Source organism: Pseudarthrobacter sp. B4EP4b (genome assembly GCF_006680095.1).
Taxonomy (GTDB): domain Bacteria; phylum Actinomycetota; class Actinomycetes; order Actinomycetales; family Micrococcaceae; genus Arthrobacter.
On record NZ_VHIJ01000009.1, the window covers coordinates 155,198 to 181,854 of the forward strand.

General features: G+C 62.3%; 27 protein-coding genes. 16 read left to right on the top strand and 11 right to left on the bottom strand.

The genetic code is table 11. The annotated features are described in order from the left end of the window. Positions 1-322 precede the first annotated feature (322 nt). The 6 genes from FNL14_RS03855 to FNL14_RS03880 all read left to right on the top strand — a co-directional run bounded on the left by FNL14_RS03855 (position 323) and on the right by FNL14_RS03880 (position 6,194). Entirely contained in the window at positions 323-1,609 is a 1,287-nt protein-coding gene (locus FNL14_RS03855) for a hypothetical protein (protein ID WP_142057787.1), read from the top strand. Between the two features lie 256 nt (positions 1,610-1,865). Next, a complete protein-coding gene (locus FNL14_RS03860; protein ID WP_220126150.1) occupies positions 1,866-2,762 on the top strand; it encodes an RNA polymerase sigma-70 factor in 897 nt (298 codons plus the stop codon). A gap of 120 nt (positions 2,763-2,882) precedes the next feature. After that, positions 2,883-3,638, top strand: coding sequence for an SDR family oxidoreductase (locus tag FNL14_RS03865; protein WP_142057789.1), 756 nt, complete (start codon positions 2,883-2,885; stop codon positions 3,636-3,638). Between the two features lie 45 nt (positions 3,639-3,683). Continuing rightward, positions 3,684-4,427, top strand: coding sequence for an SDR family oxidoreductase (locus FNL14_RS03870; protein WP_142057791.1), 744 nt, complete (start codon positions 3,684-3,686; stop codon positions 4,425-4,427). Between the two features lie 84 nt (positions 4,428-4,511). Then, a complete protein-coding gene (locus tag FNL14_RS03875) occupies positions 4,512-5,198 on the top strand; it encodes an alpha/beta fold hydrolase (protein ID WP_142057793.1) in 687 nt (228 codons plus the stop codon). 99 nt (positions 5,199-5,297) lie between these two features. Further along, complete coding sequence (locus FNL14_RS03880) at positions 5,298-6,194, top strand: ketopantoate reductase family protein (protein WP_142057795.1); 897 nt, start codon at positions 5,298-5,300, stop codon at positions 6,192-6,194. 57 nt (positions 6,195-6,251) lie between these two features. Here the strand turns inward: FNL14_RS03880 and FNL14_RS03885 are convergent, their stop codons facing one another. Further along, entirely contained in the window at positions 6,252-7,748 is a 1,497-nt protein-coding gene (locus tag FNL14_RS03885; protein ID WP_142057797.1) for an MFS transporter, read from the bottom strand. A 633-nt stretch (positions 7,749-8,381) separates the two neighbouring features. Here FNL14_RS03885 and FNL14_RS03890 point away from each other — a divergent pair. Both FNL14_RS03890 and FNL14_RS03895 read left to right on the top strand, forming a co-directional pair. Further along, complete coding sequence (locus FNL14_RS03890; protein ID WP_142057799.1) at positions 8,382-8,951, top strand: hypothetical protein; 570 nt, start codon at positions 8,382-8,384, stop codon at positions 8,949-8,951. 4 nt (positions 8,952-8,955) lie between these two features. Beyond that, positions 8,956-9,519, top strand: a complete 564-nt coding sequence (locus FNL14_RS03895; RefSeq protein ID WP_142057801.1) for a hypothetical protein — start codon at positions 8,956-8,958, stop codon at positions 9,517-9,519. A 5-nt stretch (positions 9,520-9,524) separates the two neighbouring features. On the opposite strand, the gene FNL14_RS03900 is transcribed toward FNL14_RS03895, so the two are convergent. Both FNL14_RS03900 and FNL14_RS03905 read right to left on the bottom strand, forming a co-directional pair. Continuing rightward, positions 9,525-9,854 (bottom strand): hypothetical protein, encoded by a 330-nt coding sequence (locus FNL14_RS03900; protein ID WP_142057803.1) that lies wholly within the window; start codon positions 9,852-9,854, stop codon positions 9,525-9,527. After that, a complete protein-coding gene (locus FNL14_RS03905) occupies positions 9,854-10,267 on the bottom strand; it encodes a hypothetical protein (protein ID WP_142057805.1) in 414 nt (137 codons plus the stop codon). Before FNL14_RS03905 ends, FNL14_RS03900 begins: the two co-directional genes overlap by 1 nt. A gap of 262 nt (positions 10,268-10,529) precedes the next feature. Between FNL14_RS03905 and FNL14_RS03910 the strand changes: the two genes are divergently transcribed. From FNL14_RS03910 to FNL14_RS03920, 3 genes are all read left to right on the top strand, one after another. Beyond that, on the top strand, positions 10,530-11,483 hold the full coding sequence (locus FNL14_RS03910; protein ID WP_142057807.1) for an Ltp family lipoprotein: 954 nt from the start codon (positions 10,530-10,532) through the stop codon (positions 11,481-11,483). A gap of 317 nt (positions 11,484-11,800) precedes the next feature. Then, complete coding sequence (locus FNL14_RS03915) at positions 11,801-12,133, top strand: hypothetical protein (protein ID WP_142057809.1); 333 nt, start codon at positions 11,801-11,803, stop codon at positions 12,131-12,133. A 114-nt stretch (positions 12,134-12,247) separates the two neighbouring features. After that, positions 12,248-12,967 carry a hypothetical protein gene (locus FNL14_RS03920; RefSeq protein WP_142057811.1) on the top strand — a complete coding sequence of 240 codons (720 nt, stop codon included), beginning with the start codon at positions 12,248-12,250 and terminating at the stop codon, positions 12,965-12,967. Positions 12,968-13,081: 114 nt separating this feature from the next. Here the strand turns inward: FNL14_RS03920 and FNL14_RS03925 are convergent, their stop codons facing one another. Genes FNL14_RS03925 through FNL14_RS03935 form a run of 3 tightly spaced genes read right to left on the bottom strand, consistent with a single transcriptional unit; the run spans position 13,082 to position 14,651 of the window. Then, a complete protein-coding gene (locus FNL14_RS03925; protein ID WP_142057813.1) occupies positions 13,082-13,621 on the bottom strand; it encodes a hypothetical protein in 540 nt (179 codons plus the stop codon). A 10-nt stretch (positions 13,622-13,631) separates the two neighbouring features. Continuing rightward, positions 13,632-14,393, bottom strand: coding sequence for a hypothetical protein (locus FNL14_RS03930; protein WP_142057815.1), 762 nt, complete (start codon positions 14,391-14,393; stop codon positions 13,632-13,634). Between the two features lie 42 nt (positions 14,394-14,435). Then, positions 14,436-14,651 (bottom strand): hypothetical protein, encoded by a 216-nt coding sequence (locus tag FNL14_RS03935; RefSeq protein WP_142057817.1) that lies wholly within the window; start codon positions 14,649-14,651, stop codon positions 14,436-14,438. A gap of 226 nt (positions 14,652-14,877) precedes the next feature. Between FNL14_RS03935 and FNL14_RS03940 the strand changes: the two genes are divergently transcribed. From FNL14_RS03940 to FNL14_RS03950, 3 genes are all read left to right on the top strand, one after another. Continuing rightward, positions 14,878-15,609: a response regulator transcription factor gene (locus FNL14_RS03940; protein WP_142057819.1), complete on the top strand. Its 732-nt coding sequence runs from the start codon at positions 14,878-14,880 to the stop codon at positions 15,607-15,609. Between the two features lie 153 nt (positions 15,610-15,762). Further along, positions 15,763-16,980, top strand: coding sequence for a sensor histidine kinase (locus FNL14_RS03945; RefSeq protein ID WP_181762537.1), 1,218 nt, complete (start codon positions 15,763-15,765; stop codon positions 16,978-16,980). Positions 16,981-17,061: 81 nt separating this feature from the next. Continuing rightward, entirely contained in the window at positions 17,062-18,018 is a 957-nt protein-coding gene (locus FNL14_RS03950; RefSeq protein WP_142057823.1) for a lipid kinase, read from the top strand. Positions 18,019-18,085: 67 nt separating this feature from the next. Here FNL14_RS03950 and FNL14_RS03955 read toward each other — a convergent pair whose 3' ends face one another. Together FNL14_RS03955 and FNL14_RS03960 are read right to left on the bottom strand one after the other, a co-directional pair. Beyond that, the gene (locus FNL14_RS03955; RefSeq protein WP_142057825.1) at positions 18,086-18,406 is read right to left on the bottom strand and encodes a GYD domain-containing protein; all 321 of its coding nucleotides are present in this window, start codon (positions 18,404-18,406) and stop codon (positions 18,086-18,088) included. Between the two features lie 79 nt (positions 18,407-18,485). After that, entirely contained in the window at positions 18,486-20,123 is a 1,638-nt protein-coding gene (locus FNL14_RS03960; protein WP_142057827.1) for a serine hydrolase, read from the bottom strand. A gap of 334 nt (positions 20,124-20,457) precedes the next feature. Here FNL14_RS03960 and FNL14_RS03965 point away from each other — a divergent pair, with 334 nt between their 5' ends. Continuing rightward, complete coding sequence (locus FNL14_RS03965) at positions 20,458-21,150, top strand: DUF2306 domain-containing protein (RefSeq protein WP_142057829.1); 693 nt, start codon at positions 20,458-20,460, stop codon at positions 21,148-21,150. Between the two features lie 6 nt (positions 21,151-21,156). Here FNL14_RS03965 and FNL14_RS03970 read toward each other — a convergent pair whose 3' ends face one another. The 3 genes from FNL14_RS03970 to FNL14_RS03980 form a co-directional block, all read right to left on the bottom strand. Beyond that, the gene (locus FNL14_RS03970; RefSeq protein WP_142057831.1) at positions 21,157-21,603 is read right to left on the bottom strand and encodes a DUF1003 domain-containing protein; all 447 of its coding nucleotides are present in this window, start codon (positions 21,601-21,603) and stop codon (positions 21,157-21,159) included. Between the two features lie 62 nt (positions 21,604-21,665). Further along, on the bottom strand, positions 21,666-24,104 hold the full coding sequence (locus FNL14_RS03975; RefSeq protein WP_142057833.1) for an HAD-IC family P-type ATPase: 2,439 nt from the start codon (positions 24,102-24,104) through the stop codon (positions 21,666-21,668). A 67-nt stretch (positions 24,105-24,171) separates the two neighbouring features. After that, the gene (locus FNL14_RS03980; protein ID WP_142057835.1) at positions 24,172-25,263 is read right to left on the bottom strand and encodes a zinc-dependent alcohol dehydrogenase family protein; all 1,092 of its coding nucleotides are present in this window, start codon (positions 25,261-25,263) and stop codon (positions 24,172-24,174) included. Positions 25,264-25,525: 262 nt separating this feature from the next. Between FNL14_RS03980 and FNL14_RS03985 the strand changes: the two genes are divergently transcribed. Continuing rightward, the gene (locus tag FNL14_RS03985) at positions 25,526-26,641 is read left to right on the top strand and encodes a DUF6544 family protein (RefSeq protein WP_142057837.1); all 1,116 of its coding nucleotides are present in this window, start codon (positions 25,526-25,528) and stop codon (positions 26,639-26,641) included. The last annotated feature ends 16 nt before the right edge of the window (positions 26,642-26,657 follow it).

Genomic DNA, 26,657 nt, shown 5'->3' on the forward strand with positions numbered 1-26,657 from the left:
AGTGCGTCTTGTCCTGAGCGTCGCGCTTGCTATGCAGATCGATCGATCCTCGGCCCATCTTCCAATTCCCGGTCGTTCACACCGGCCAGATGATCGAGGAACAAAGGCTCCAGCTCCTCGAATTCGTGGGCGGTGGACAATGTCCGCGATGTTCCGGGTGACTCCTGCGGGGGTTCGCAAACGGCTACCTAACACCCTCCCCTTTCGGCTCCCCTTTTTGGCACCCCTGTGGCTCACGGTGCAGCGTGCAGACGTAGAGTTTTGCCGCATAGAGGTGATGAAACGGCCTCCCGTCCACCCACAGATCTCAGAGGACACCATCATGCGTTTGCTACGCCTTTTCATCGCTCTGCTACTCGCGGCGGCCGTCACCGTCGCGCTCCCCGTCCCCGCCCAGGCGGCCGACGTCGGAGTTCCCGGGCCGTCGTATGCAAGTGACGGCGTCAGAACCCCGACTGCGGACAAGGCCCAAAGCAAGCTCTGGTTCCAGGATGGAAGCTGGTGGGGGCTGTTGTGGAGCCCGTCCACACATGCGACGAAGATCCACCGGCTCGACGCCGCAACGCAGGCTTGGCAGGAGACGGACACCGTTGTTGACGAACGTCCGAGTGCGCGCGGCGACGCGCTCTGGGACGAGAAGGACGGCAAGCTCTACATCGTGTCGGGCACCACCGTGCAATCGGAGTGGGCCGCGCCGCCAAGCCAGAAGGAGGTGGCCTCCGGGTCCGCAGTGCTTCTCCGCTTCAGCTACAACGCGTCCACGAAGACCTACTCCCAGGACGCCGGATTCCCGGTCACCCTTCACCGTGGGAGCACGGAATCGATCACCGTGGCCAAAGATTCGCTCGGTAAGCTCTGGGTCACCTATACCGTGGTCTCATCCGCCGACAGCAACGATGTCTACGTCAACCACTCGACGACGAGTGACTTGGTGTGGGGGACTCCGTTCGTCCTGCCGACGCCCAACGCCAAGGTGAACCCGGACGATATCTCCGCAGTCACGTCGTTCCAGGGCGACAAGATCGGAATTATGTGGAGCAATCAGCGGAAAGAGCATAAGAGGTTCTACTTTGCTGTCCACCAGGACGGTCAGCCAGAGGACGCGTGGCAGACGGAGGTCGCCTTCGGAGGGGGAAAGAACTGCACCGGAGGATGCGCGAACGACCACCTTAACCTCAGGCAGCTGACAAGTGACGGCAGCGGCCGCCTCTACGCAGCGATCAAGACAGCCAATCGAAAAGTCGGCCAGACGTTGGTGGCCCTCCTGGTGCGCGATGGCAAGGGCAATTGGACCAGCGCCGCGTTTGGCGAAGTGCAGGACGTCCATACCCGGCCCATGGTCATGATCGACGAACAGCACGGTCAGATCTGGATGTTCGCAATCGCGCCGGAGGAGGGCGGCACCCTCTATTACAAGAAGTCTCCGATTGACAACGTTTCCTTCGCGCCCGGCGCCGGCACGCCCATCATCAGCAGCAGCACCGACGACGACATCAACGACCCCACGTCAACGAAACAAAACGTCAACGGCCAGACCGGGCTGGTGGTTTTGGCGTCCTCGAGAGCCAACGCCCGGTACTGGCACGCCCAGATAGATCTTGGGAACTAGTCCACACCTCAGGCTGGTGGTGATACGACGGCGGTGCATCTGCATCAACATCTCAGAACGAGACGCGGTTTCTTCTGTCACAAGTCCGAGCTGTGTCCGGTCTTAGCTGGTGACGAGACCAGAAACAACATGCAGAGCAAGGAAACAGTTAAGGATGGCAGATCAACTTACCGCCAGATCTGCCCGCCGTCGTATGCCAGCCCGCCCCGGAATCTCACCGCCTGGGTCAAATCCTCGCAGCAGTACTATTGGGCGCATGGATGCCGACGCCGGGTCAACGGACGAATTGGAAACGGCATCGACAATTTTCGCCGAGGTCCGTCCCCGATTGTTCGGGATCGCCTACCGCATGCTCGGCAGTGTCAGCGAGGCGGAGGACATCGTCCAGGAGACGTGGGTCCGTTGGCAGACATGCGATCGGAGTCAGGTCCGGCATGCGCCCGCATTCCTGGCGACCACCGCCACCCGGCTAGCCATCAATGCCGGGCAGTCGGCACGGGTCCGTCGTGAGACGTACGTAGGTCCCTGGCTGCCCGAGCCTGTGGACACCAGCGCCGACCCCGAACTGGGCGCCTTGCACGGTGAAGCGCTCGAGTTTGCGGTGTTGCTGATACTGGAAAAGCTGTCGCCCACCCAGCGGGCGGCGTACGTGCTGCGGCAGGCGTTCGACTACCCGTATGAGCAGATCGCTGAGGTCATCCAGCAGACCGAAGGGAATGCCCGCCAGCTGGTCAGCCGCGCCCGCAAACGCCTTGCTGACGAGAAACGCACCGAGGTGAGCGTAAGCGAGCAGCGGCAACTGCTGGAGGCATTCCTTGCCGCGGCCCGGACCGGAAACCTGGCCGCGCTGGAGGCACTGTTCGCCGCCGACGTCGTCAGTTACTCCGACGGCGGCGGCAAGGTCCGGGCTTCGAAGTTCCCCGTTGTTGGACGGGAACGGGTGGCGAAGTACTACCAGGCGTTCGCGTCGCGTTTCTGGATTGGCGTCGATAGCCAGCCGTTTATGGCCAACGGCCGGCCCTCCGCACGGCTGGTCCAGGACGGGGTGGTGTTTGCGGTGGTGACGCTCACAGCGTCTGCCGATGGTATTGATCGGCTGTTGTGGACGATGAATCCAGACAAACTCTCCGGCGTGACGAGGGTCGGCGCCTGACCTGCCGGCCCTACAGCCCATTTCTCCAAAGCCTGTCACAGATTGATCTGGTATCCGGTCATAGCTGGTGGAAGGAATGTCACTACATTCCGCTCAGCCATTATCGGAGGGAAGACCATCATGAAGATCGTTGTAATCGGCGGCACAGGCTTGATCGGCAAGCAGGTTGTGGAGATCCTCAACAGTCAGGGCCATGAGGCGAAAGCGGCGTCCCCGTCCACCGGGGTCGATTCCGTGACCGGCCAGGGATTGGATGAGGCGATGGTTGGGGCGGATGTCGTTGTCGACTTGACGAACACCGCCGATTTCGATGAGAAGGTAGTGGTTCCCTTCTTCTCCACTTCATCCCGCAACCTTCTCGCGGCCGAAAAAAGGGCCGGCGTGCGGCATCACGTGGCTCTGTCCGTTGTTGGAACCGACCGCATCGGCCTCGGCTACTTCGCCGGGAAAACTGCACAGGAGAAGGCAGTTAGGGAAGGCGGAGTCCCGTTCACCATTCTGCGGGCTACCCAATTCTTCGAGTTCATCCCGCTCATCGCCGACGCCGGAACGAGCGACGGCTCGGTGTACGTGACAAGTCACCTGATGCAGCCGATGGCCGCTGCTGACGTTGCCCGCATCGTGGCGGAGACGTCCGTCTCGCCCGCAATTGACGGCGTCCTTGAAATGGCGGGCCCTGAGCGCGCCGGACTTGATGAATTCGTGGGTCGGGTTCTCGCGGCCCGCAATGATTCCCGCCCGGTGATCACTGATCCCCAAGCCGGCTACTTCGGCATACCGATCGAAGAGACCAGCATCGTTCCCCTGGGTGAATCCCGCATTGGGGACATCACCCTCAAGGCGTGGCTGAACTCGACGTCCCAAGCCGGCCTGTAGCTCGATGTCACAGCATCCCCTCACACACTTATCGAAAGGAACATCATGAAGATCGTAGTTATCGGCGGTACGGGCCTGATCGGTTCGAAACTGGTCAGCAAGCTCCGCGAACACGGACACGAAGCAGTGGCCGCCTCCCCTGACTCGGGAGTGAACACGCTCACCGGCGAGGGCCTCGCGGACGTGCTGCAGGGAGCTGACACTGTAGTCGATGTGTCGAACTCGCCTTCATTTGAAGATGCGGCCGTGCTGGATTTCTTTACCACCTCCACCCGCAACCAGCTCGCCGCGGAGAAGGACGCCGGCGTCGGGCACCACGTCGCCCTGTCGGTGGTGGGGACCGAGCGCCTGGCCGAGAGTGGCTACTTCCGGGCGAAAATCGCCCAGAAGAAGCTCATCAAGGAATCAGGCGTCCCGTATTCGATTGTTCATGCGACGCAGTTTTTCGAGTTCGTGAAGAGCATCGCCCAGGCCGCGACCGAGGGAAACACTGTTCGACTGTCACCCGCCCTGATCCAACCCATGGCCGCCGAGGACGTGGCCACCGCTGTTGCACGCATCGCCGTCGGAAGTCCACAAAACGCCACCGTTGAGGTGGCTGGGCCCGAGCAGTTCGGCCTTGATGAGCTCATCCGCAAGGGCCTCAGCTTCCGTGGCGACCCCCGCGAGGTTGTCACTGACCCCACCGCGCGCTACTTCAACGCCATGCTTCAGGACGGCGAACTGCTTCCCGGAAGCGAAGCGACCATTTACAACACCCGCTTCGTAGAATGGCTGAACCAGCAGTAGCCGGACCGTGCAGGGTGTCCTTCACAGCGGCCTCTGAAGGACATCCTGCTCCGCTTTTCCATGCCCTCGGGCGAGAATGAGCAGATGGAACCAGCAGTGAGTACCTTCGTCCTGATCCCAGGTGCAGGCGGCACAGCCTGGTACTGGAGCCGTGTGGTCCCCCTGCTTCGAAGAGCCGGCCACGAAGCAGTCGCCGTCGACCTCCCAGGTGACGACGAGAGCGCCGGTCTGCCCGAATACACGAACCTGGTTCTCGAGGCGATCAGTGAGCGCCAGGACGTGGTGCTCGTCGCTCAGTCGTTGGGCGCCTTCACAGGGCCGCTGGTCTGTCACCGGGCGGCTGTTCGAGAGCTAATCCTCGTCAATGCCATGATCCCCGTCCCGGGCGAGACTCCCGGTGCATGGTGGGAGAACACCGGGTGGGCTGGGGCCCAGCGAAGCGCGGCGGAAGCCCAGGGGTACAGTACCGAGTTCGACGTCGGCACCTACTTCCTGCACGACGTCCCGCCGGACGTCGCCGCCGAAGGAGAAAAGCATCAGCGCTCCGAGGCAAATGCAGTCTTCGAATCAGTGTGCAATTTCGACGAATGGCCCCAAATCCCCATCTCAATACTCGCCGGAGAGGCAGATCGGTTCTTTCCGATCGACTTCCAGAGACGAGTCGCCCGCGAACGCCTCGGGCTGGAGCCGGACGTCGTCCCCGGTGGCCACCTCCTGGCACTGGCAAACCCGGAGGCCGTGGCCAACTACCTGATGCAAAACATGCCCTGAGCGGCACGCCCCCTTACCCTGAATGGGGACCCCTTCAGCTCTTCCTGGCTCCTGCGCCCGGTCAACATTCTTCGAAAATTACCGGAAAGGTAACCACGCATGCGGATACTCGTCGTCGGAGCCGGAGCGACAGGCGGTGCGTTCGGAACGCTCCTGCAGGAAGCAGGACGGGATGTCACGTACCTGGTGCGGCCACCCAAGCAGGAGGTCCTCAGCCGCGACGGATTACGCTTCGTCTCCCCCGCCGGTGACCGGACGCACGCAGTGAAAACCATTACCTCCCCGGACGCGTCAGGGGCGTTCGATCTGATCCTCATAACCGTCAAAGCCACGGCCTTCGAGGGCGTACTCGGCGAGATCGGCGCTTTCGTGGGGCCGGAAACCGCCATCATTCCGATTCTTAACGGCATGGCCCATGTGGACCGGCTGGAGCAGCAGTACCCGGGGCAGGTGCTCGGCGGCCTGGCGCGGATTGTCGCGACACTCGACGGCGATGTTGTCCGCCAGCAGATGCCCCTCACTTCGCTCATTGTTGGTGGGCTGAACGGAAACCCTGTCCCTCCGGAGGTTTCCGAAGCTCTGAACGTGCCCGCCGTCGGCTTCTCGGTGGTGGACGACGTAAGGGGCGCGCTGTGGGACAAATGGGCCTTCATCGCCGCCGCAGGGATCGTCAATTGCCTGTTCCGGGCGCCGGTGGGACGGATCATCGAGGCCGACGGGCAGTCCAGGATCCTGGAGGCCATCAGTGAAACCGAAGCGGTGGCGGCCGCGGCGGGACATCCAGTTTCCGATGCCGCTCATGCACAGGCGGTGGGCATACTCACCGAGCCGGGCTCTGCATTCACTTCTTCCCTTTACCGGGATCTCAGCGCGGGGCTCCCTTCCGAAGCTGAACACATACTCGGCGACCTCGCGCGCAGGGCCCGCGACCTCAACCTTCCCACTCCGCTGCTGGACCTCACTCTCATCCAGATCCGGGCCGGCCTGCAGCTCTGAACCATCGGCGACGTCGGCACTGACGCACGTGCCGACGTCGTACGTTCTAACGTCACATCACCTTCCGGGCCGTCCTTTGTGCGGATCCCGAGCGATCTCCAGGCTCTCGAACGGCAGCGAGTCCAGGTCCAGCAACGGGTTGTTGTCCTGCGTCTCCACCAGCTTCCGGGCGGCTTCCTCCGAGTCCACACTGGGCATCGACCCGGGCAGGTTCCGGCCGGCTGATTCGGGCAGGAACCGGATGGCCACGGCGGCCACCACGGCAACCGCCATGAGGTAGTACGCAATCGCCATATCGTCGCCGGTCAGCTCAATGAGGGCCGCGATGATGAACGGTGCCGTTCCACCGAAGATGGCCACTGCCAGGTTATAGGCGATGCCCATGGCTGAATAGCGGTGCTCGGTGGGAAACAGCGCAGGCAGCGCCGAGGCGAGGTTCGGCACCGAAAACGCCACCGGGAAGGCAATCAGGGCCAGGCCGAGCAATGTCATGGGAAGGCTGCCCACCGCTATTGCCAGGAACGCGGGAACCGCGAACACCACCGTGCTGAAGGCCCCGATCCACAGCACGCGGCGTCGGCCGATCCGGTCCGAGAGAAGCCCGGTGAACGGGATGCACAGCGCCATGGCCACCAGCACCGGGAGGGTCAGCAGCGTCCCCTGGACTTCGTCGTACCCCTTATTGCTGGTCAAATACGTAGGCATGTAGGAGGTCAGGGCGTAAGCCACCGTGTTGGCTGCCGCCGCCAGGATCATGGCCAGCACCAGAGGCCGCCAGTGCGCCTTCACAATGCCCACCGGGCCCACGGGACGAATCTCTTCGGCACCGGGACGCTTCGCCGCCGCGGCTTCGGCTTCCTGAGTGGCTTTGAAAGCGGACGACTCCTCGATCTTCATCCGGAAATACACGGCGACAATACCCAGCGGACCGGCCACCAGGAACGGGATCCGCCAGCCCCACTCCCCCATCTGCTCCTGGCCCAGAGTCAGCTGAAGGGCGGACACCACCGCCCCGCCCGCCGCAAAACCGAGGTAGCTGCCCATGTCCAGGAAGCTGACGTAGAAGCCCCGGCGCCGGTCCGGCGCGTGTTCGCACACAAAGGTGGTGGCTCCCGAGTACTCGCCGCCGGTGGAAAAGCCCTGCACCAGCTTGGTGGCCACCAGCAGCACCGCCGCCCACAGTCCCAGCACCTCGTACCCCGGCAGCAAGCCGACGGCGAATGTTGCCGCCGCCATCAGCATCAGCGTCATGGCCAGGACCTTTTGGCGGCCGATCTTGTCCCCCAGCCAGCCGAAGAAGATCCCGCCCAACGGGCGGGCGATGAACGTGGCGGCGAAGGTTCCCAGCAGGAACAGGTTCTGCACTGCCTTGTCCGCTTCGGGCAGGAACACCGGCCCCATGGTGGTGATGAGGTAGCCGAACACCCCGACGTCGTACCACTCCATGGTGTTGCCGACGATGGTCCCGCCCAGCGCCTTCCGCAGCGTCCGGTGGTTCACCACGTTGACGTCGGACACCCGCAGCCGCCGCTGCTGCCCGTTGCGTTCTGTCATGGCCCGCTCACCGCCGCCTCAGTCTTTGGGCTGGGCACTCGCCGTCGTTTCCGGCCCGCCTGGCCGGCAGGAGCCCAACACTTTCGATCATCCTGCTACTGCCGCACTCTGGCAATAACAGAAGGCGGGGGTGCCACCGACGCGCGGGCACAGCATTCAGCCCACGCAAGCCGACACGGGGACGCAGATCAGCCTGCCGACAAGGGGGCTTCAAGTCACCAAAGCGGGATGCGTAAATCTTGTCCCTATTTTGAGAAACTCCTGCATTTCCACTGCACAGCGGCACCTATGCTAGGTCGAAATAGCGACTAACGCATCAATGGACAGTTACTGCCAAGGTGAATCGTTGAATAGCTCAACGCGGAGCATTGCAACTGGGGGATAAATGGCAACTACGGATATCTCTGTCGGCCGCCGAAGCAACCGATCAACTGTACCAGCGTGTCTTTACCACAGGACGACGCGTGCTACGACGGGCTTGGACAAAGGACCAACGGACCAACGGCATCTCGCATCCGCCCATGGCACAGCTCTTTCCAAAAGAATTCAGCACATTTCCGGCGGTTCCGTTGCAACGTCGGCAACCCGGGTCATGGACACCGGACTCTGAATCCACGGAAAGGACAACTTCGCATGATGAAACGGAACAAGCAAGAGACAGAGCTGCCCGATAATTACAGGCAGTTCATCGCGCAGTTGGACACCGCCTCGGAAAACCTTCGCGCCCGCCAGGATTCCCTCGGCAGGACACTCCAAGCTGCTGGCATGCTGTTCAAACAGAACGAGCTTGGTCTGAAGCTCTGGGAAGAACGGCGGACCAAGCTAGAGAAGTTGTCCAGCAATCAGGATTTGTCGGCCGAGAAAGCCTACTCCTTGCGAGAGCTGCATGAGGTAGCCATCCGAATGGAGTCGATGTTCCAACTTCGCACGCAACATATCAGGGAGAAGCAATTTATGGTTGCGAGCAGCTTCGACGAAATCGAGAAATCCCTTGTTGATTTGGATAGAAGCAAGCTCAAACTCCATTCGTCTCGGATGCTTTCGCGGGAGCATGAAAACCTCAACCGAGTTGTAGCTGAACTGTCTGGGACAGCTCAGTTCGCGGCTCCTTCCTCATCGGATCCAGGCCTCCGGGACGATCTCAACGAAGCCAGGCGAGCTATTGTCCTAGCCGAAGCTCTCCTTGAACTGAAGGGAAAGTGACCCCATGCAACCGTCCACGGAAAGCTTGGTAATCCGAAGTTTCAGCTCGGGGCAATGGGACACATTCGGCAAGCCCAAACCTGTCAATGTCTTAGCTGCCTTCGGCGGAAATCGCTTTTGGATCGGCTTCATAGTCTTCCCGGTACTTGTGAACCTCTTCGGATTTTGGATTTCGCTTCTCGGTCTCGCCGGCATCGGCTTAGTTGTGTGGATGATGAGGACCCCACGGACGCTTTCTCATCAACAGCAGTTTGTAAGCAATCTGTTGGCAGATGTAAATGATTGCGCTGTTGAGCTCACCGGCGATAAGGACGCCAGACTAACAGTGAAAGACTTGCTCGCCTTGAGGAAGTCAGGCGAGGATAGGCCATTACCAGTCAATGGCGTATCAGGACTAAGCCTGCGCGTTGTGAGTGACGGGCCGCGTCAGGAACGCGTAGCAGCCATAGCCCGTGTAGCTGATGGAGTCTGGACGACCAGGGTCATAGTCAGTGCTACCGCACCAGACTATGGAACCGCCAGTTTCGATCGGCTCCTTGCTGCTGCGCTCACGACAACTGACCCGTAAAGCCTTCACCCATGCCACGCGACTGCGTTGTGGATGAAGGCGGCGATGCGTTTAACAGAAGCATCTCCAGAGTCCTGACCAGCCGTGTAGCTGTTTGCCGCGTCGCGAACGCACTTATCTAACTCCGGCCAGGATATCCAGCAAAAGACATCCGGAATGCGCGCCATAAGCTCAGCCTCCGAGGGAAGCGTTTCGTTGCCTACGCGTTCGAGGACCTGGCCCAGGAACTTTCCCACAGTTTCGACAATTTCGAGTTGGCCATTGCCTTTGACACGGACCGGGGGCACCACGCCAAGGAGCAGGAGAATAGGGGTAGCGGAACCGGCATTGGCCATCAGTGTTTATATTCCCGGGCAAGTTGTTCGGGTTGAAAACTGCCGTACTTAATTCGTTTAGCTTCGACCAGTGTGTACGTACTCGGAGTCTCGAAGATAGCGTCGGGCTGGACCACCAAAGCCGCTCTGCCAGCACCTGAACCGAAGCTGAAATCGCCCGGCAGGAAATTCATCTGCAATTGCTCCGCTTCCGCAGCCAGCCTGGCTCGGGCATCATCCGCGCCATGTGCAGCGCGGATAACTGCAGCAAGGAAATAGGTTCTGGGCAAGAAGTCCAATCCCACCAGCACTTCAGCGGTCAAAACATTCTCACGCCCTTGGCCACCGGTTCGATAGTCCCGGGCTTTCTCCCAAGAGATCTCCTCGAGAAGCTTTCCCACGATTGAGCTAGATGCTGACGATGCAGTATTCATAAGTGCTCCTTAACGGGGTCGCATAGTGATCAAGATTCCCGCAGTTTTGTGCAAGGAACCATATTGCGAGCATTTTCGCAGAACATAATTGCTTGTATCACGCTATTGGGGGAAGCGAAGATGTTGTGTCTGTCGGCTGGATCCGTGTACTGCTTCTTCGGTCTGCACTTCACGCTGGATTTCCTCAATGCGCGTCCATCACCGCACCCACCCCGCACGCTTCGCATCGCACGTCGGTCAGGTGTCCTACGGAAGGACTCTCATGAGCCAGCAACCCTATACCGCTCCCTTTCCCCCAAACTACGGTTATGCCCAGCCACCGATAAGTAACAAATCGTTCCTGACGGCCTGGCTGCTCTCCCTGCTCGTCGGAGTCTTCGGAGTGGACCGCTTTTATCTGGGCAAAGTGGGAACTGGCATCCTGAAGCTGGTTACGCTCGGAGGCTTCGGTATTTGGGCATTGGTTGACCTCATTCTGATTCTCACGAACAAGATGAGGGACAAGCAGGGTCTCCCGCTGGAGGGCTACTACAGGCACCGGAAGATCGCGCTGATTGTCACGGGCGTCCTTATTCTTTTGAGCATCGTGGTCAACTCCGCCCGGGCGGGCTCCGCCCCTTCGTCTGCGCCCGCTGCTTCCACTCCCAAGGTGGCCACTGCAGCTCAATCCGCATCTGCCACGCCTACGACTACGTCTACGAAGGATCCGGCTGTAGCTGCTGCCGAAGCTGAAGCCTCTGCAAAAGCTAAGGCCGACGCAGCTGCGGCTGCTAAGGCAAAGGCCGAAGCTGACGCCGCCGCTAAGGCCGAGGCCGACGCGGCAGCCAAAGCAAAAGCCGAGGCCGAAGCAGCTGCCAAAGCCAAGGCTGAAGCTGACGCCGCAGCGGCTAAAGCAGCTGCGGAGGCGGAGGCCGCAGCAAGGAAGGGCACGGTCAGCCAGCAGAACGCGCTGCGGAAAGCCGAGAGCTACCTCGATTTCACTGCCTTCTCGCGTACAGGCCTGATCGAGCAACTGGAGTACAACAAGTTCTCATCGGCGGACGCAACGTGGGCTGTTGACCGCGTGACCGTCGATTGGAACGAGCAGGCAGCCAAGAAGGCCAAGAGCTACCTCGAATTCACCTCCTTCTCGCGTTCCGGGCTCGTTGACCAACTGCTGTACAACGGCTTTACGCCTGAGCAGGCAGAGTACGGAGCGAGCACGACTGGCCTCTAGAGGTCTGCTCGGTTTCCAGCGAGCACGGCGTCAACGTTGATGCCACCGCTTACCTTGAGCAACCGAGCCATCAAAGCATTCGAGGCCAAATAGGACCCCTGGCTGGTGTCCAGGGGTCCTATAACCACTTGTGAATGCCGTTTTCGTCTAAACCTCGAGCTGACAGGCGCCTGAACGGGGCATCGATTTTGTTTAAAAGATCTAGGGGAATTAATTTGAAAGTCTTCACAACCTTTGCCAGTGGCGCACTCCTGTGCTTTGCCCTTTCGAGCTGCGCTGCGGGGTCGCCACAAGCAGTTCCCGCGGTCACACATACGGTGACGCAAACGGCCACAGCGACGGTCACAGCAACGGCAACAGTTACGGCTACAGCAACCGTTACAGCTGAACCCGCGGCACCCGCCGCCGTTGCAGCCCCGGCTCCTGCTGCGGTCACTCCGGCAACCGCTGTCATCCCCGCCGGCGTTGCGGGGATGAATGCGGAAGCACTCGATGACGACCTTACTGCGCTCGGTTTTAAGAAAGTTGTCTACAACTCCAACACCGGAAAGACTGTGCTGCTGCTTAGCAATTGGACAGTCACCGGAATCGATAACGCGGGTATGGAACAAGCATTGGATAAGGCCGTAGTAGTCCATGTGACGAAGTAGTTGCACCACACCACGCGAATCACAAGTGCAATGCTGTGGGACGTGCCCGAGGACGGGACATTAGTGATGCAACTGAGGAACGCTCGCACCTTCGACCACATTTATAGGGGACCCATGAGCAATGAGTACCAACTCGCCGACGGCTCGCCACGCTATGGGCACAGGACCAAGCCAACGGCACACGAGCAGACAGCGCCGGCAGTCACTGCATCCATCGAAGAAGCAGCAGGTGGCGCTGCAAAACTAAGCCTGGATGCTTTGGCGGCCGCCATGAATCGCCGGCTGAGAAGCGCCTGGGCTGACAAACCAGATCCGGCGGTGGAAGCGCTGCGGGACGACAACCCGGAGGAACTGGCCGCGGCGCGGGCCCTCGTGCGGATCCACCTTGGTTCGCAGCGGGAATGGCGTATCAAAGCACAAGCTGTTCGGGACATCGCGTTGGCCGGAACGATGGCCAGGCGCAGGGCTGCGGGCAGTGCCCGGGAGATCATGGCACTTCGACTAGGTCTAATGGCTGCGTTGATTGCCCTGCCCACGTTCGTCGTGGCCACAAGCCCGGACGACATCCTGAAGCTCCTCATCGTCGGAGCCCTTTGCATCGCCGCCGCTCTGGCAGGCGGGCACTTCCTGACTTCCCGTGCCCGGGTGCCGGTCATGCCGAACATCCGTGGCACCTGGCTGAACGAGCTCCGCGAAGACGTCGTCAACGCGACCCTCGTGGCCATCCTGCAGAACAAGGGGACTCTGGTGGATCCTCCCACCGCAGCGGCTGCCCGCCGTGGCTGGGAAAGCATGCAAGTTGCCTCCGGAGCCGTTGACCTACTGCATTCCTAACGCCGGTTCGTCCCGCCGTTGGAGTCCTGCTGCGCCCCAAGGTGACCCCACCGCATGTTGCCAGCGACCGCCGTCGTACTTTACGACGGCGGTCCACCGGCCGGGTGCCCTGTCTCAGCGATCAACATGCAGTAGCAGGATCTGTTCGCGCAGCTTGCCCTCCACCGCGTAAATGTTCCTCAGCCGTACCGCCGAGAATGCAAACACCGCTACCCCCAATGTTGCGGTGGCCACGGCACAGCAGAGGAAGAAGAGACCCCTTTCGGGATCGCGGAGAACACCATAGACATCGATCAGGATGACTACCGCTGTCACTGCCGGCAAGGCGCGGAGGGCCAGCGAATACGTCTCCCGCTGTTGTGCGAGTTCGTCGCGCCAGTCACCGAACAGACTGGCCAGCGGCAGGACTCGGGAACGGATGGCGTAATTGAGCTGGCCCTGCCGCCCCTCCGCCATGGCGTCGGGCATCGTTCGGCCCGGCAGTGGCTTCAATGCCGGAAGGAGTCCTGCAAAGAGAACCACCGTGGAGGACAAATGGTCCATGTAGGTGGTGCCTGGATAAAGATCCAGGCACAGGACCATGCTGCAGGGCAGAAGAGTGACGAAACATGCTGCGGGAAACCATGGCAGCCTGCTACCGGGTTCGCTTGCCATGTCACACAAGTTAGCTGGTGACCGGATTCGCCGGCTCGACGGCACTCCGGACCCGGGGGCGGATCCGGGCGAAGCCCCAGCGCAGGCTGACCACCGCCATCCACAGCACCACCAGCAGGAACGGCCAGAGGAAGAAGTCCTCGTTGGCGGGAAGTCCGGTTGCGGCTAGCACGGCAATGCTCGTGGCGCCGATCGCCATGCCGGCCCAACTCAGCACCCGTCCAAGCGCGCCGGTCACCATCGCTGCCGCAGATGCGAACAGGGCAAACACTCCCAGGGGCAGTAGTTGCACCAGGTGTCCGGCTCCATCAAGGTCAATGAGCGCCCGGGCCAGCTCCGGTGAGATGTCACCCCGAAGGACGAACACGGCAATCACTATGGACATGGAGACGAAATACGCCATGATCGCGGCGATCCCTCCAACGAGCGCGGTGGTTGCCAGCCAGCCGGCGTCCCGCAACCGCGTGTACAGGTAGCCAATGAATACTATGAAGGCCAACTGAGCGAGGACCAACACAGCAAACGCCACGTGCGACCACGGGTTCTCGGCGATTCTCTGCTGCTCATCCAGAATCAGCTGTCCGGGCGGTTCCACACGGGTGGAAGCCTCACCCACCAAGGCGCTGCCAACGTTGGCCAACAGTACGAAGGCGGCGCCGCTAAAGGCTCCGACCCTGTCCATGGCGGTGATGGCTCCGCTTGCCGCCGGCTGTCCCGAGCCTCTGCGGCCGCCGGATTCCATGCCGTTTGCTGGGTCTGGACGGGTTTTCATGATGATTCCTTTCACTTGCTGGCGTCACTGATCTTTACGGCCTCATCTGTGCGTGAGGCGGCGAAACTTCCAGAGTTCCGGTGAGCCTTCCAGCGGCGTGTCCGTATGGTCCTGCTGATGTTGGACGTCGCAGCCAGTTGGTGCTGGAGGTACTGTGCTTTCCTGTGTGCCCTCGGAGGGAGCTGTCGCAATGAGGCCGAGGCTGAGGAGGATGGTGATGGTCAGCCGTGCTGTCAGGTGTCTGAAGTTGTGGGCCATGGCGCTCCTTGGCTTTCTCCTCCATGACCGTCGACTTCACGGAGTTGATAGCCATCAGTGTTGATCGCGGAACCCATGTGCCGCGTCGACCCCCGGTAGCCATTCCGGCGTACATCCACAGTGGATGCGGCGCGCTCAACAGCTACATCCCGTGGCGTAGGAATCCTCCGCCCGCCAGACCCACCTGACCGTAGCTTTTCAGTTCGCGGATGGATAAGGTCCACTCATGGATGGCACACGAAGCGGTGCGCCCGTGCCGGCCGGTGAAGCCGAGCGCCGCCTTCGTGTGGTCCTGGTTGACGACGAAGCCCTGATCAGGGCCGGCCTCGCCCTGCTGCTGGAGTCGGAGCCAGACATCGAGGTGGTTGGGGAGGCTGGCGACGGCCGCGCCGGCGTCGAAGCGGTGGCAGGGCTCCAGCCCGACGTTGTGGTGATGGATATTCGGATGCCTGTGATGGACGGCGTCGCGGCAACCCGGGTCCTCACGTCCGAAGAGTTCAATGCCGGCCGTACGGAAGCAATACCCGTGCTCATCCTGACCACCTTCAACGAGGATGAAGCCGTCCACGCCGCCCTCCGTGCAGGCGCCTCCGGCTTCATCCTTAAGAACTCGGCGCCACGCATCCTGGCCTCCGCCATCCGTGCCCTTGCCGAGGGAGCAGGCTGGCTTGACCCCAATATCACTCGCAAGCTCCTTGAGGAATTCTCGAACAGGCCGGAACCGTACCTTCCCGGCCACGCCGAGCTGGATCAGCTGACACGGCGCGAACGGGAAGTGCTCGCCGCGATTGCCACCGGAATGAACAACACCCAGATCGCAGGCAAGCTTTTCCTGAGCGAGGCCACTGTGAAAACGCACGTGCACCGCATCCTCATGAAACTCGGAGTAGCAGACCGGGCGCAGGCTGTGGCAGCGGCGTACCGGTCGGGCCTGGTCAAGCCGGACGGTACTGCTTAGGCACTCGGCCTGGGAGAGGCTGCGGAACGTCCGCTGAACCCGCAGGTGTACGTCACTGCCATACCGGGGATGGATGACGTCCGGTACGAGCGGGCGCAGACTAGGGACGGGGACAAGGCCGTTGTCCCACGGCCCCCGGTTGTGAGGTGGGTAATGATCCGAGAACTTCTGCCGATCAAGGCGGCCAACCATAGCCCCGCGCGGTTCACGGGCGCACTCGGCTTTACCAGGTCTGATCTTGCCGTGGTGCTGGTAGCCTTCGTCGTTGAGCTGTCGGCTTTTATTCCGGCCGCTTCTGGCTCGCTGTCAGGAGCCATGGCCGTGGCAGCTGTTGTTTACGTAGCATCAGGTTTCATCGCGCTCCGTTGGAGGCACCGCGCCCCTTTAATGGTGTTCGCCGTGCTTTTGCTGCATCAATCACTCTTCGTGGTGTTCTTCACTCCGAACTATTTCAATTTCTCAGACCTCTTCCACGTTCCTTACATGCCGGTCATGGCTGTCCTGGTTGCGTTGGCGGCGGTAGCATCGGACCGGCCGCTGCCGTACTCCGTGCCTGCCTTCGTGGCCGCGGTTGCCCTTCCCGTCCTTATTTCGTCGCGGGGCACACCCTTTGACGATGCCTGGTTCATCTTCACCGGAGTCATGTGGATGGGAGGAGCTTGGGGTTTTGGCCGCTTTGTGGCCCGGAACCGGCAACGGATCAGCGCCCTTCAAGAAGAGCAGCGCAAGGCCGAACTGGCCGTAGCGCAGGAGCGTGCCCATATCGCCGCGGAGCTGCATGACATCGTCTCCCATGCCGTCACCGTGATGATGCTGCACGCGGCCGGCGGGCGCAGGGTTATTGATTCCGATCCTCAACGGGCCGCCCAGGCCCTGGAGGTGATCGAGTCCGTTGGCACGGAGGCGACTCAGGAACTCGGCCGCCTCCTGAGGCTGCTGAAGCCACCCGGTAAGAACTCAGACGAAGAACAGCAAACCCCGCTCCCCACCCTGGGCGATATCCATTCGCTGATCGAGCCTGTCCGTTCAGGAGGAGTGCAGGTGGACGTGCGGGCATCCGGGGAAGTTGGCAGGCTTGATCCCAGCGTGGGCCATGCTGCGTACCGTGTTGTGCAGGAGTCGCTGACGAATATCTCCAAGCACGCCGGATCAGGAACGACTGCGCTCATCGATGTTCGATGGGAGCCGCGGACGCTGACCCTCAATATCTCCGATGACGGAGCCGGCAGGCCCGAGAACCATCTGGAGGGTACTTCAGGCTATGGGCTCCTAGGGCTCAAAGAGCGCGTGGAAGTGGCTGGGGGAAGCATCGAATGGGGACCGCGAGATCGAGGGTTCTTCCTGAGTGCCCATCTTCCCTCGTCACCTTAGTAGAACCGCCTTGCCTTGGAACATCGGGGATAAGACCCCACCCAAGAGGAATTCACAGGTCCACCGCCTAACATGGCCAACATGAAGGCTGCCCGGGACGCACGCTCTGCCGCCGTGGTGATCAACGCCGGATCACGCCGGGGAGCGGCAAACGAACTTGCCGTGGACACCATGCGACAGGCAGGCGTGCCGGTCTCCGCTGTGCATCCTGTGCACTCCGGAGCGGACCTGGCCGGAACGCTTGACCGGGTGCTTGCGGACGGGCACGACCTGGTGGTTGTGGGCGGCGGCGACGGGACTGTGTCCTACGCCGCCGGCCGGGTTGCCGGCACCAACACTGTGCTGGGTGTTCTCCCGCTGGGCACCGCCAACGACTTCGCCCGCACGCTGGAGATACCGGGCAATCTTTCCCAGGCCTGCGCTGCCCTCGCCGACGGGAAGGTGGTGGACATCGACCTCGGCCGCGCCAACGGTGAACCATTCCTCAACGTCGCCTCCGTAGGCCTGTCGGTGGCTGTGACGGAAGCCCTCAGCCCCCGCCTGAAGCGGTACATCGGGCCATTGGCGTACAGCATCGCCACGTTATCGGCTTATGCCCGGCACAAGTCGTTCCAAGCCCGCCTTGAATTCCCCGAGGGTGACCATGAGCCGATGGAGCTCGAGGACCTGCTTCAGGTGGCCGTGGGCAACGGCCGGCATTACGGCGGCGGCAACACGGTCTCCCCAACTGCCGGGATCGACGACCACACCCTGGACATCTATGCCATCGTGGCCGGGCCGCTCCGGGAACACGTAAGCATCGCCCGGCTGCTCAAGGACGGAAGCTTCATCAAACACGACCGCGTGCACCACCTGACCAGCCGGGCTGTCCGGCTGGTCACCGACCCGCCGCTGCCCGTGAACCTCGACGGCGAGATTGCGGCCGTGACGCCCACCGACTTCACCATCCAGCGCAACGCCGTCCACGTCGTGGTGCCCCAGAGCAGCACCAGCGCGCTGTTCGACGGACCGGGCGCGGAGAACTGGCCGCCCCTGTGAAGCACAAGGCGACCGGACCGCCGTCGTACATCACGACGGCGGCCCGCCGGCCAGGTGCCTAACTCCCCTACTGTCCCGGGGCGCGGTAGGACGGGGTCTTCTTGGCGGCTTCGTCGAGGTCTTCCACGGTCAGGAGCGGCTTCAGGCGGACGTTGACGTTTCCCGTCGAGTTGATCAGCAGCGACAATGCTGCGGCACTCGCATCATCCGGGACCTCAAAAACGCCCAGGACGTCGTAGTAACCAAAGGCGTAGTAGAAGCTTTCCAGCGTTCCGCCTACAGACTTGAGGGCCTCCGCCAGCGCGTCACGCCGCTTGGTGCCGCCCTCCTGCATCAGCCCCTTGACGCCCGGGCCCACGTACGTTCCTTCAAACAGATACTTCGGCATGCTCTTTCCTTCCTATTTTTCATTCCACCCGCGCTGTGGCGGACGTCTGCCGGCCCGTCCCTTAGCCGGGAGCGCACGGCTACGAATCCCGGGCGAAGGTTCCCAGCCCGGTTCTGTCGTAGAAGTCCAGGGTGACGCTCGGCGAGGAGCCCTCGCCTGGTGCAGCAAAGATGGCGCCGGCCGGGCCGTTGGCGTTCTCGCCGATGGACTCGAAGCTGAAGGTATCGCCGTCGAAATGGGTGAGGGGGAACGTGGTGGGTTTATCGGCAGGCCCCATCCGCATGGCCAGCCGCCCGTCCTGCTCGAAGACCACGAGCGGGCCGTAGTAGGGGTTGTCATATGTGCCCGTGTAGGCACTGTTCGGTTTGGCAGGGGCCGGCTTGGGCGGAAGTTTGGTGTAATCGACCTCGGGTTTGTCGGCCTCGTCCTGCTGCTTGAAGAGTCCGGCGAAGAAAGGCAGCCAGTCCACGGTGGGTGAGCCGTGCTGGGCCGTGTCCATAAAGTCCGCGTTGATGGCTTCCGGAATCCCCTGCGGGCGGCCGTTGGTCAGGGTCACAATGGCCAGTTGTTCACCGGGAAGCATGGAAACGGCAGTTGCGGCGCCGAGGTTGAACGCGCCCGAATGTCCCAGCGAGACACGGCCCTGGTCATCGTAGGAAACGTTCCAGCCCAGCCCGTAAAAACCTGACCGGGCTGCGGGGGCTGCCGCTGGCCGGGAAACGATATGGGGGACGCGGGTTGTTTGCAGGGCAGCGGGATCAATGATCGGCTGTCCCTCATATTGGCCGTTGCCCAGCTGCAGCCGGAGCCACTGGGCCAGATCCCGGACCGACGAACTGGCTCCACCCGCCGGGGCTTCGGAGTCGGGGTCGCGGTGGTATTTCGCCGCCCACTCCTTGTTCCCCACCGGCACATGCAGCACGGCCTTGTCTGCGGCCTTTTCATAGTCGGCGAGGCGGTAACTGGACGCGGACATGCCCAGCTTGCGGAACAGGATCGCGTCCGCCAGGTCCTCCCAGGCCAAGTTCATGGCATCCGCTGCTGCCTGCCCGCCCTCGGTGAAGCCGAAGTTGCTGTAGTTGTAGCTGGCCCGAAATGTATCAAGGGGTTGCTGGTTCAGGTGGGACAGGATGTAGTCACGGTCGAAGCCGAGGTCCTCCAGCAGGTCACCCGAACCGGTTCGAAGCCCGGTGCGGTGGGACAACAGGTCAGCGAAGGTCGCGTTCCGGTTGACGTACTCATCGTTGAGCGCGAAGTTGCTGTTGTATTCGATGACCGGGTCGGTCCATTTGATGACTTCTTGTCCCACCACCACTGCCACCACGGTGGAAGCCAGGGGCTTGGACACCGAAGCCACCTGGAACACCGTGTCCGGAGTGATCTTTTCGGGCTTTCCGACTTCCCGGACCCCAAAACCCTTGGAAAACACCACCTCGTCCCGGTACACCACGGCAACGGCCGTCCCCGGCAGGCCGGTACTGGCCATGGCGTCCTGGATGAATCCCTCCAGCCTGGCCAGGGCACGGTCCACTTTCGCCCGGTCCAGCAGCGGTGGAACCTGTCCCGGCGGGGTCGGGAGAAGTGATGCGGGCGCCGATGCAGCAACAGCCTGTGCCGATGCCCCGCTGCAAGCGGTCAGAAAGGGTAAGCCGACGGCGCCCGCACCGGCTGATTTCAGCAGCGTTCGTCGGTTCGGGAGAAGGGGAGCATTGTCCATAACGAATCCTTGATCCTCAGGCGGTGAGCACTCATGAGGCCCCAGCCTTCCCGAGCCTTAATAGTGGACCCGGCGCCCGCACCCGTGCAATGGGCTGCTGGGACCAGCCTCCCCTAAATCGGACCACCCGCAGGGAGGGCGGCTGCCACTGGATCCGGCAGGGACCTTTGGCCTATCGCTTACCGGATCCATGTGCAGTAGGTTGGGCGTACGCCGTCTAAACAGGGTGCTGCTGGGCACCGTTATTCCGGCTGTCAGCGCTTGGCTCAGCTCGTCAGGCCTGTATGGATAATGCTGTCCACGCCAACGCCCAGTCATTTCAGAGAAGCCGCTCATGGCAACTGCAACCATCCCCCGCATCCGCCCCAACCCCAGGGTCAAATGGCTCGTGCCCGCCGCCCTGATCCTCCTCAGCCTCGTGCCGATCATCGCCGGGACCGTCCGGCTCACCGAGCTGTCCGGCGGCCACATCAGGCCGGACAACGCCCGGTTCTTCAATGCGCCCATCCCCGTGCTGATCCATATCCCCACAGTCACCCTGTACCTGGTGCTGGGCGCGTTCCAGTTCGTTCCCCCGCTGCGCCGAGGCAAGCGCGGCAGGCCGAGCTGGCACAAAGTCGCCGGCCGCATCCTTGCCCCCACAGGTTTGCTCGCGGCCCTGTCCGGTTTGTGGATGGCGGTATTCTACGACCTCCCGCCCCTGGACGGGACCCTGCTGCTTGTCCTTCGGCTGGTGTTCGGGTCCGCGATGGTGGCGTTTATCGCCCTGGGATTCATTGAGGTGCGCCGCAGGAACTACGTCCGGCACAGCGAGTGGATGTCCCGGGCGTACGCCATCGGCATCGCCCAGGGAACCATCGTTGTGGTGACCATTCCCTGGATCGTGTTGGTGGGGCCGGTGACCGAGCTGACTCGGGCGCTGCTGATCGGCGCTTCCTGGGTGCTCAGCCTGGTTGTGGCCGAATACTTCATCTACCGGCGCGCGCACGCATCCGGACGGAACCCCCGCGCTATCAAGCCGGCTTAGGCCTGCCTACGCCTCTTGGGTGTCTGCGCGGCCATGGAGGTGCAGGCCCTCGAACGCCGCCACCTTCTTCAGCTCCTGCAGGATTGCGAGCTGCTCACGGTTGATGGTTATCAGAAGTTCGATCTCTTCCTTGGCCTTGGTGTTGGTGTCGTAGTCGTGCTGGGCCATGGCCGCGGCGATGGCGTCCTGCCGTTTGGCGGCGATGAGCAGTATGGCGCCTTGGAGTCCTGCCAACATGGAGAGCAGGAGGTTCAGGAGGATGTAGGGGTATGGGTCCCAGGCCTGGCTGGCCAACGCCCAGGTGTTGATTGCGGCCCAGATGAACATGAACCCGATGAAGCTTCCAACGAACGGCCAGCTTCCCATGCCGTTGCGCATGACGTCAGCCGCCCGTTGCCCCCTGGTGAGAGAGGCCTTGTGTTTGTCATGCCAGGTCTTCTGTTGATGGTTCATGACTCAGACTAAGCCTCCGGTCCACGCCGCGGGGTGCACGGTGGTTCCGCGGATTTGCGATCCTAGGCAGTGGGGGCGCGGTCCCTGCTGAGGTACCGTCTGTGGGCCCGATGGAGGAGTTCGACGGCGAGGCAGCCGGCGAGGGCGATCAGCGCCGTCGCTGTCAGGTGTTCTTGTTCGGGCAGGGTGAAATCAAAAAAATCGCGGAGCAGCGGCACTGTCAGCAACATGGCAAGAGCGGCATACATCACGCCAACAATTAACATCCGCCAGCGGTTCAAGGGGCGCGAGAGAACCACCAACACCCACAAGGCGATAAGGGTCAGGACAAGAACGGAACCAGTCCGGACGGCGGGCCCGGTGCCCTGACCGGCCAACAAGGCATAGGCGTTGATGCTGAGGACGGCGAGCGCGATGATGAGCCCGGCAGGGACAGCGAAGGACAGTGAGCGCTTCAGGAATCCGGCCCGGTAGCGGCGGGTGTTCGGCATCAGCGCCAGGAAGAAGGCCGGAATTCCGATGGTGATGCCGTCCGTGGCGGACAGCTGGCGGGGAAGGAACGGAAATCCCCAGAGCAGCGCCCCGAAAGTGACCGAGAGGATGACGGCATAGGCGGTTTTGGCCAGGAACAGCATGGAGACCCGCTCGATGTTCGCGATCACCTGCCGGCCTTCCGCGACCACCCCCGGGAGCCTGTCGAATCTGCCGTCCAACAGGACGAGCCGCGATACGGCTTTGGTCGCGGCGGCGGCGGAGTCCATGGCGATGCCGATGTCCGCTTCCTTCAAGGCCAGGGCATCGTTGACGCCGTCACCGGTCATCGCCACCACGTGCCCTCGCCGTTGCAGCGCCCGGACCATGTCCTTCTTCTGTGCAGGAGTGACCCGGCCGAAGACGGTGTGCTGCTCCATGACATCAGCCAACTCATCGGGATCTTCGGGCAACTCCCGGGCGTCGAAGCCTCCATCGGTTTCCACCCCTACCTCCCGGGCAACAGCTGTCACGGTCCGGGGATCGTCACCGGAAATAATTTTCAACTCCACGCCCTGGTCCCGGAAAAAGGACATCGTCTGCGCGGCGTCCGGACGGACCTGCTCACGAAAGGTCAAAAGTACGGCGGGATCGGCCTGGGCCGGAAGCACTTCTTCGTTGTCGTTTCGGGTGAAGCTTGTTCCGGGGGCGTGTGCGAGCACTAGTGTCCGTAATCCTGTGGAGGCAAGTCCGGCGGCCGTCCGGAGGGTACTGTCAGGCTCGGGCGTTCCCGGGAGAAGGACAATCTCCGGGGCCCCCAGCAGCCATGTCCCGGACATGGTGGTGCCGGCAGGGAAACTGACGGCGCTCCACTTCCTGCCGGACGAAAAGGGCACTGAATCGAGCGGACGGAGCGTATCCGCGGGAAACGCTTCCGTGAGGCACCGGGCGGTGGCGTTGGCGTTCGGGTCGGCGCCAAACCATCCAAGCGCCTGCTTCCATCCTGCCGGTGCTTCTGTATCCAACTCGTGGACGGCGTCGAAGACGATCCTGCCCACGGTGAGGGTCCCGGTCTTGTCCAGGCACAGCACGTCCACCCGGGCCAGGCCCTCCACAGCAGCAAGCTCCTGGATGAGCACCTTCTGGCGTGCCAGCCGGACGGCGCCCACAGCAAAGGCGACGCTCGTCATCAGGACCAGGCCCAGCGGAATCATGGCTATGACGCTGGCGACGGCGCCCACGGACGCAGTCTTCCAGGTTCCCGTTGCTATGGCCTGCTGCCATCCGCCCTGGCCCTGCATCTGCCCGTTGACGACGATGGCCATGATGGGCAGCAGCGCCAAGGTGATCCACCGAAGAATCCGGTCAAGCCCCCGGCGGATCTCCGACTGCACCAGGGAGAACCGCTTCGCCTCGGCTGTCAGGCGGCTCGCGAAAGACTCCGCGCCCACGCGGGTCACCACAGCTCTTCCCTGGCCCGAGACGATGCTGGAGCCGGACAGCACTTCAGCACCGGCAGCTTTCTGCACGGCGTCCGATTCGCCGGTCAGCAAAGACTCATCGACCTCCAGGCCGTCGGCGTCCAGAATCACCCCATCCGCGGGGACCTGGTCTCCGGCGCGGAGGACCAGCACATCGTCGCGGACGACGTCTTCGATATGGATCTCCTGAACCGCGCCGTCCCGGAGCACCCGTGCCCGCGGGGAGTTCAGGACGGCCAGGCGGTCCAGTGACTTTTTGGCCCTGTATTCCTGGACGACACCGATGAGGGCGTTGCTGACGGCCGCGAATCCGAACAACGCGTCCCGCCACTGGCCGAACAAAAGCAGCAGCACGAAGCTGCCGGCAACGATGGCATTGAAGAGAGTCAGGACGTTGGCCCGGAAAATGTCCCAAAGGCTCCGGCTGGAATCATTTGACGTGACGTTGGTCAACCCGGATTCGATGCGCACGGCAACATCGTCAGTGGACAGTCCTGCCCTTTCCGACAGGTGCGCCATGCGGACAGCCGCGTGCTCTTGCCCGGTCATCCCGGTTCCCGCATCCAGCGCGGTGACATTCCTGGGCGCCCGGCCACGGTCCGGGGCGGGGCCATCTTCATGTGGCTGCTTCCTGCCGTGCCTCCGTGGTTGCGCTCGCATTGAGCATCACCTTCAGTGCCTTGGTTTCGGCGGCCCGGGAAAAGGTGTCGTACGCCTTTTCGATGTCGTCGAGGTCGAACTCGTGACTGACGAACGGGTCCACCTGCAGCTTTTGCTGTGCGACGAGCTTGAGTAGCGTGCCGGTGGTGTTCGTATTCACCAGCCCCGTGGTGATGGTGATGTTCGAGATCCAGAGTTTGTCCAACGGCAGGTCAACACCTTTGCCATGTACGCCCACATTGGCCACGTGGCCGGCGGGCCTGACAATGTCCAGCACCATGGCAAAGGTCTCCGGTATACCCACTGCTTCGATGGCTACGTCGACGCCGAGACCATCCGTGAGGGCGAGCACCTGATCCTTCCAGCCAGCATCGGTGGACACCACGCCGTCCGTGGCACCAAACCGTTTGGCCTGCTCCACCCGGTTCCGGTCCACGTCCACCGCGATGATGCGGGATGGACCGTAGAGTCCCGCGGTGGTGATCGCCGCCAGTCCAACGGGACCTGCACCCACCACGGCGACGACATCACCGGGCTTGACGGCCCCGTACTGCACTCCGATCTCATGGCCGGTGGGCAGGATGTCGGACAGCATCGTGCCCGCCTGGGGTGTGACGCCGTCGGGCATTTTGTACACGGAAGTCTCTGCGTACGGGACGCGAACAAACTCGGCCTGTGTCCCATCGATGAGGTGCCCAAGGATCCAGCCGATCCCGGAGGCCCCCTCCTCACCCAGACAATGTGCGAAGACTCCCTGCTTGCAGTAATCGCAATGCCCGCACGCGGAGATGCAGGAGATGATCACCCGGTCACCGGTCACGAGGCCGGTTACTGCTGACCCCACTTCAGTGACCGTGCCCACGCCCTCGTGCCCGAGGATGCGGCCGGGCTCCATTGCCGGCACGTCGCCCTTGAGGATGTGCAGGTCCGTCCCGCAAATGGTGGTTGTTTCGATTTTCACGATGACGTCGGTCGGTTTCCGGATCTTGGGATTGGGTACCTCTTCCCATGCCTTCTGGCCAGGACCGTGGTAGACAAGTGCCTTCATCGTCGTTCCTTCGATCGGCCAAGGCGCCCCCGCCTGGGAGCTGCGTTCGGCGGCATCGCTGACTGCACGAGTTGCCCTAAGCGTACGTCCGGCCTCCCCGCCCCACGCAAGGGGACCATTCGGTTCGGGCCGCAACTTAAAGTCGAGGACCGGCAGTCACGGTCAGAATGAGCATGACTTGTGGACTCTTTCGCCGGTGAAGGGGCACACACTGGGAAGAGGAGGGGTGCCAACCCCGCCACCGCCCAGGACGCGAGATGACATGAGAATACTATTTGCCCTTTTTCTCGGCCTCCATGGTCTTCTTCATCTGCTGGGCGCGGCGAAGGGGCTCGGGCTCGCCGACGTTGCCCAGCTGACCCAGCCAATCACCCATCCCGAGGGCGTTCTTTGGCTTCTCGCAGCGGTGCTGATCCTGGCCACCGCGGTCTCCCTGTTCGTCCTGCCCCGGCTGTGGCTGGTGTTCGGCATTTCCGCGCTCATCCTGTCCCAGCTGGCAATTAGTTTTTCGTGGGCTGACGCCGGGTACGGGACCATCCCGAACATCATCCTGCTTGCCGGACTGGTCCTCGGCTTTCTGTCCTCGGGGCCCCGGAGCTTTCACGCCGAGTACAACCGTGAGGTCGCACAAGACCTTGCCCGATCCGTCCCCACGATGCTGCTCACCGAGGCCGACCTCGTGCACCTCCCCGCCGTGGTGCAGCGCTACATCCGCCGCAGCGGCGCTGTGGGTTTACCGAAAGTCCAAAATTTCTCGGCCCGCTACCACGGACAAATCCGCAGCGGGCCGGACTCGTCCTGGATGTCCTTCACAGGCCGGCAGCACAACGCCTACGACCGTCCCTCACGCCTGTTCCTCATGGACGCCTCAAAATCCGGAGTACCCTTCCAGGCCTTCCACCGTTTTGTCGGCCCGTCCGCGACGATGAGGGTCAAAGTCGCCTCGCTGGTCACTTTGGTGAACGCGGCTGGCCCGGAGATGGACGAGGCGGAGACGGTCACGCTTTTCAACGATCTTTGCGTGCTGGCGCCGGGCGCGTTGATCGCCGGCAGCATTCGGTGGCGCGAGATCGACGATAAGTCGGTGGAAGCGTCCTTCACCAATGCCGGCCGCACCATCCGCGCCGTCCTCTCGTTCAAGGAGCTCGGGGAACTGATCAACTTCGTTGCCGATGGACGGGGCGCCTCGTCGTCGGATGGACGATCATTCACCAAAATGCGGTGGTCCACTCCGTTGACTGCCTACCGGAGCTTCGGAGTGCACCGGCTCATGGGTTCCGGCGAAGGGATCTGGCACGCACCGGCAGGGAACTACTCCTACCTGCGCTTTGTCCTCGATTCGATCGAGTACAACGTGGCCAGGCCGCCCCTATTGTAAGGCTGGCCCCCTGTGT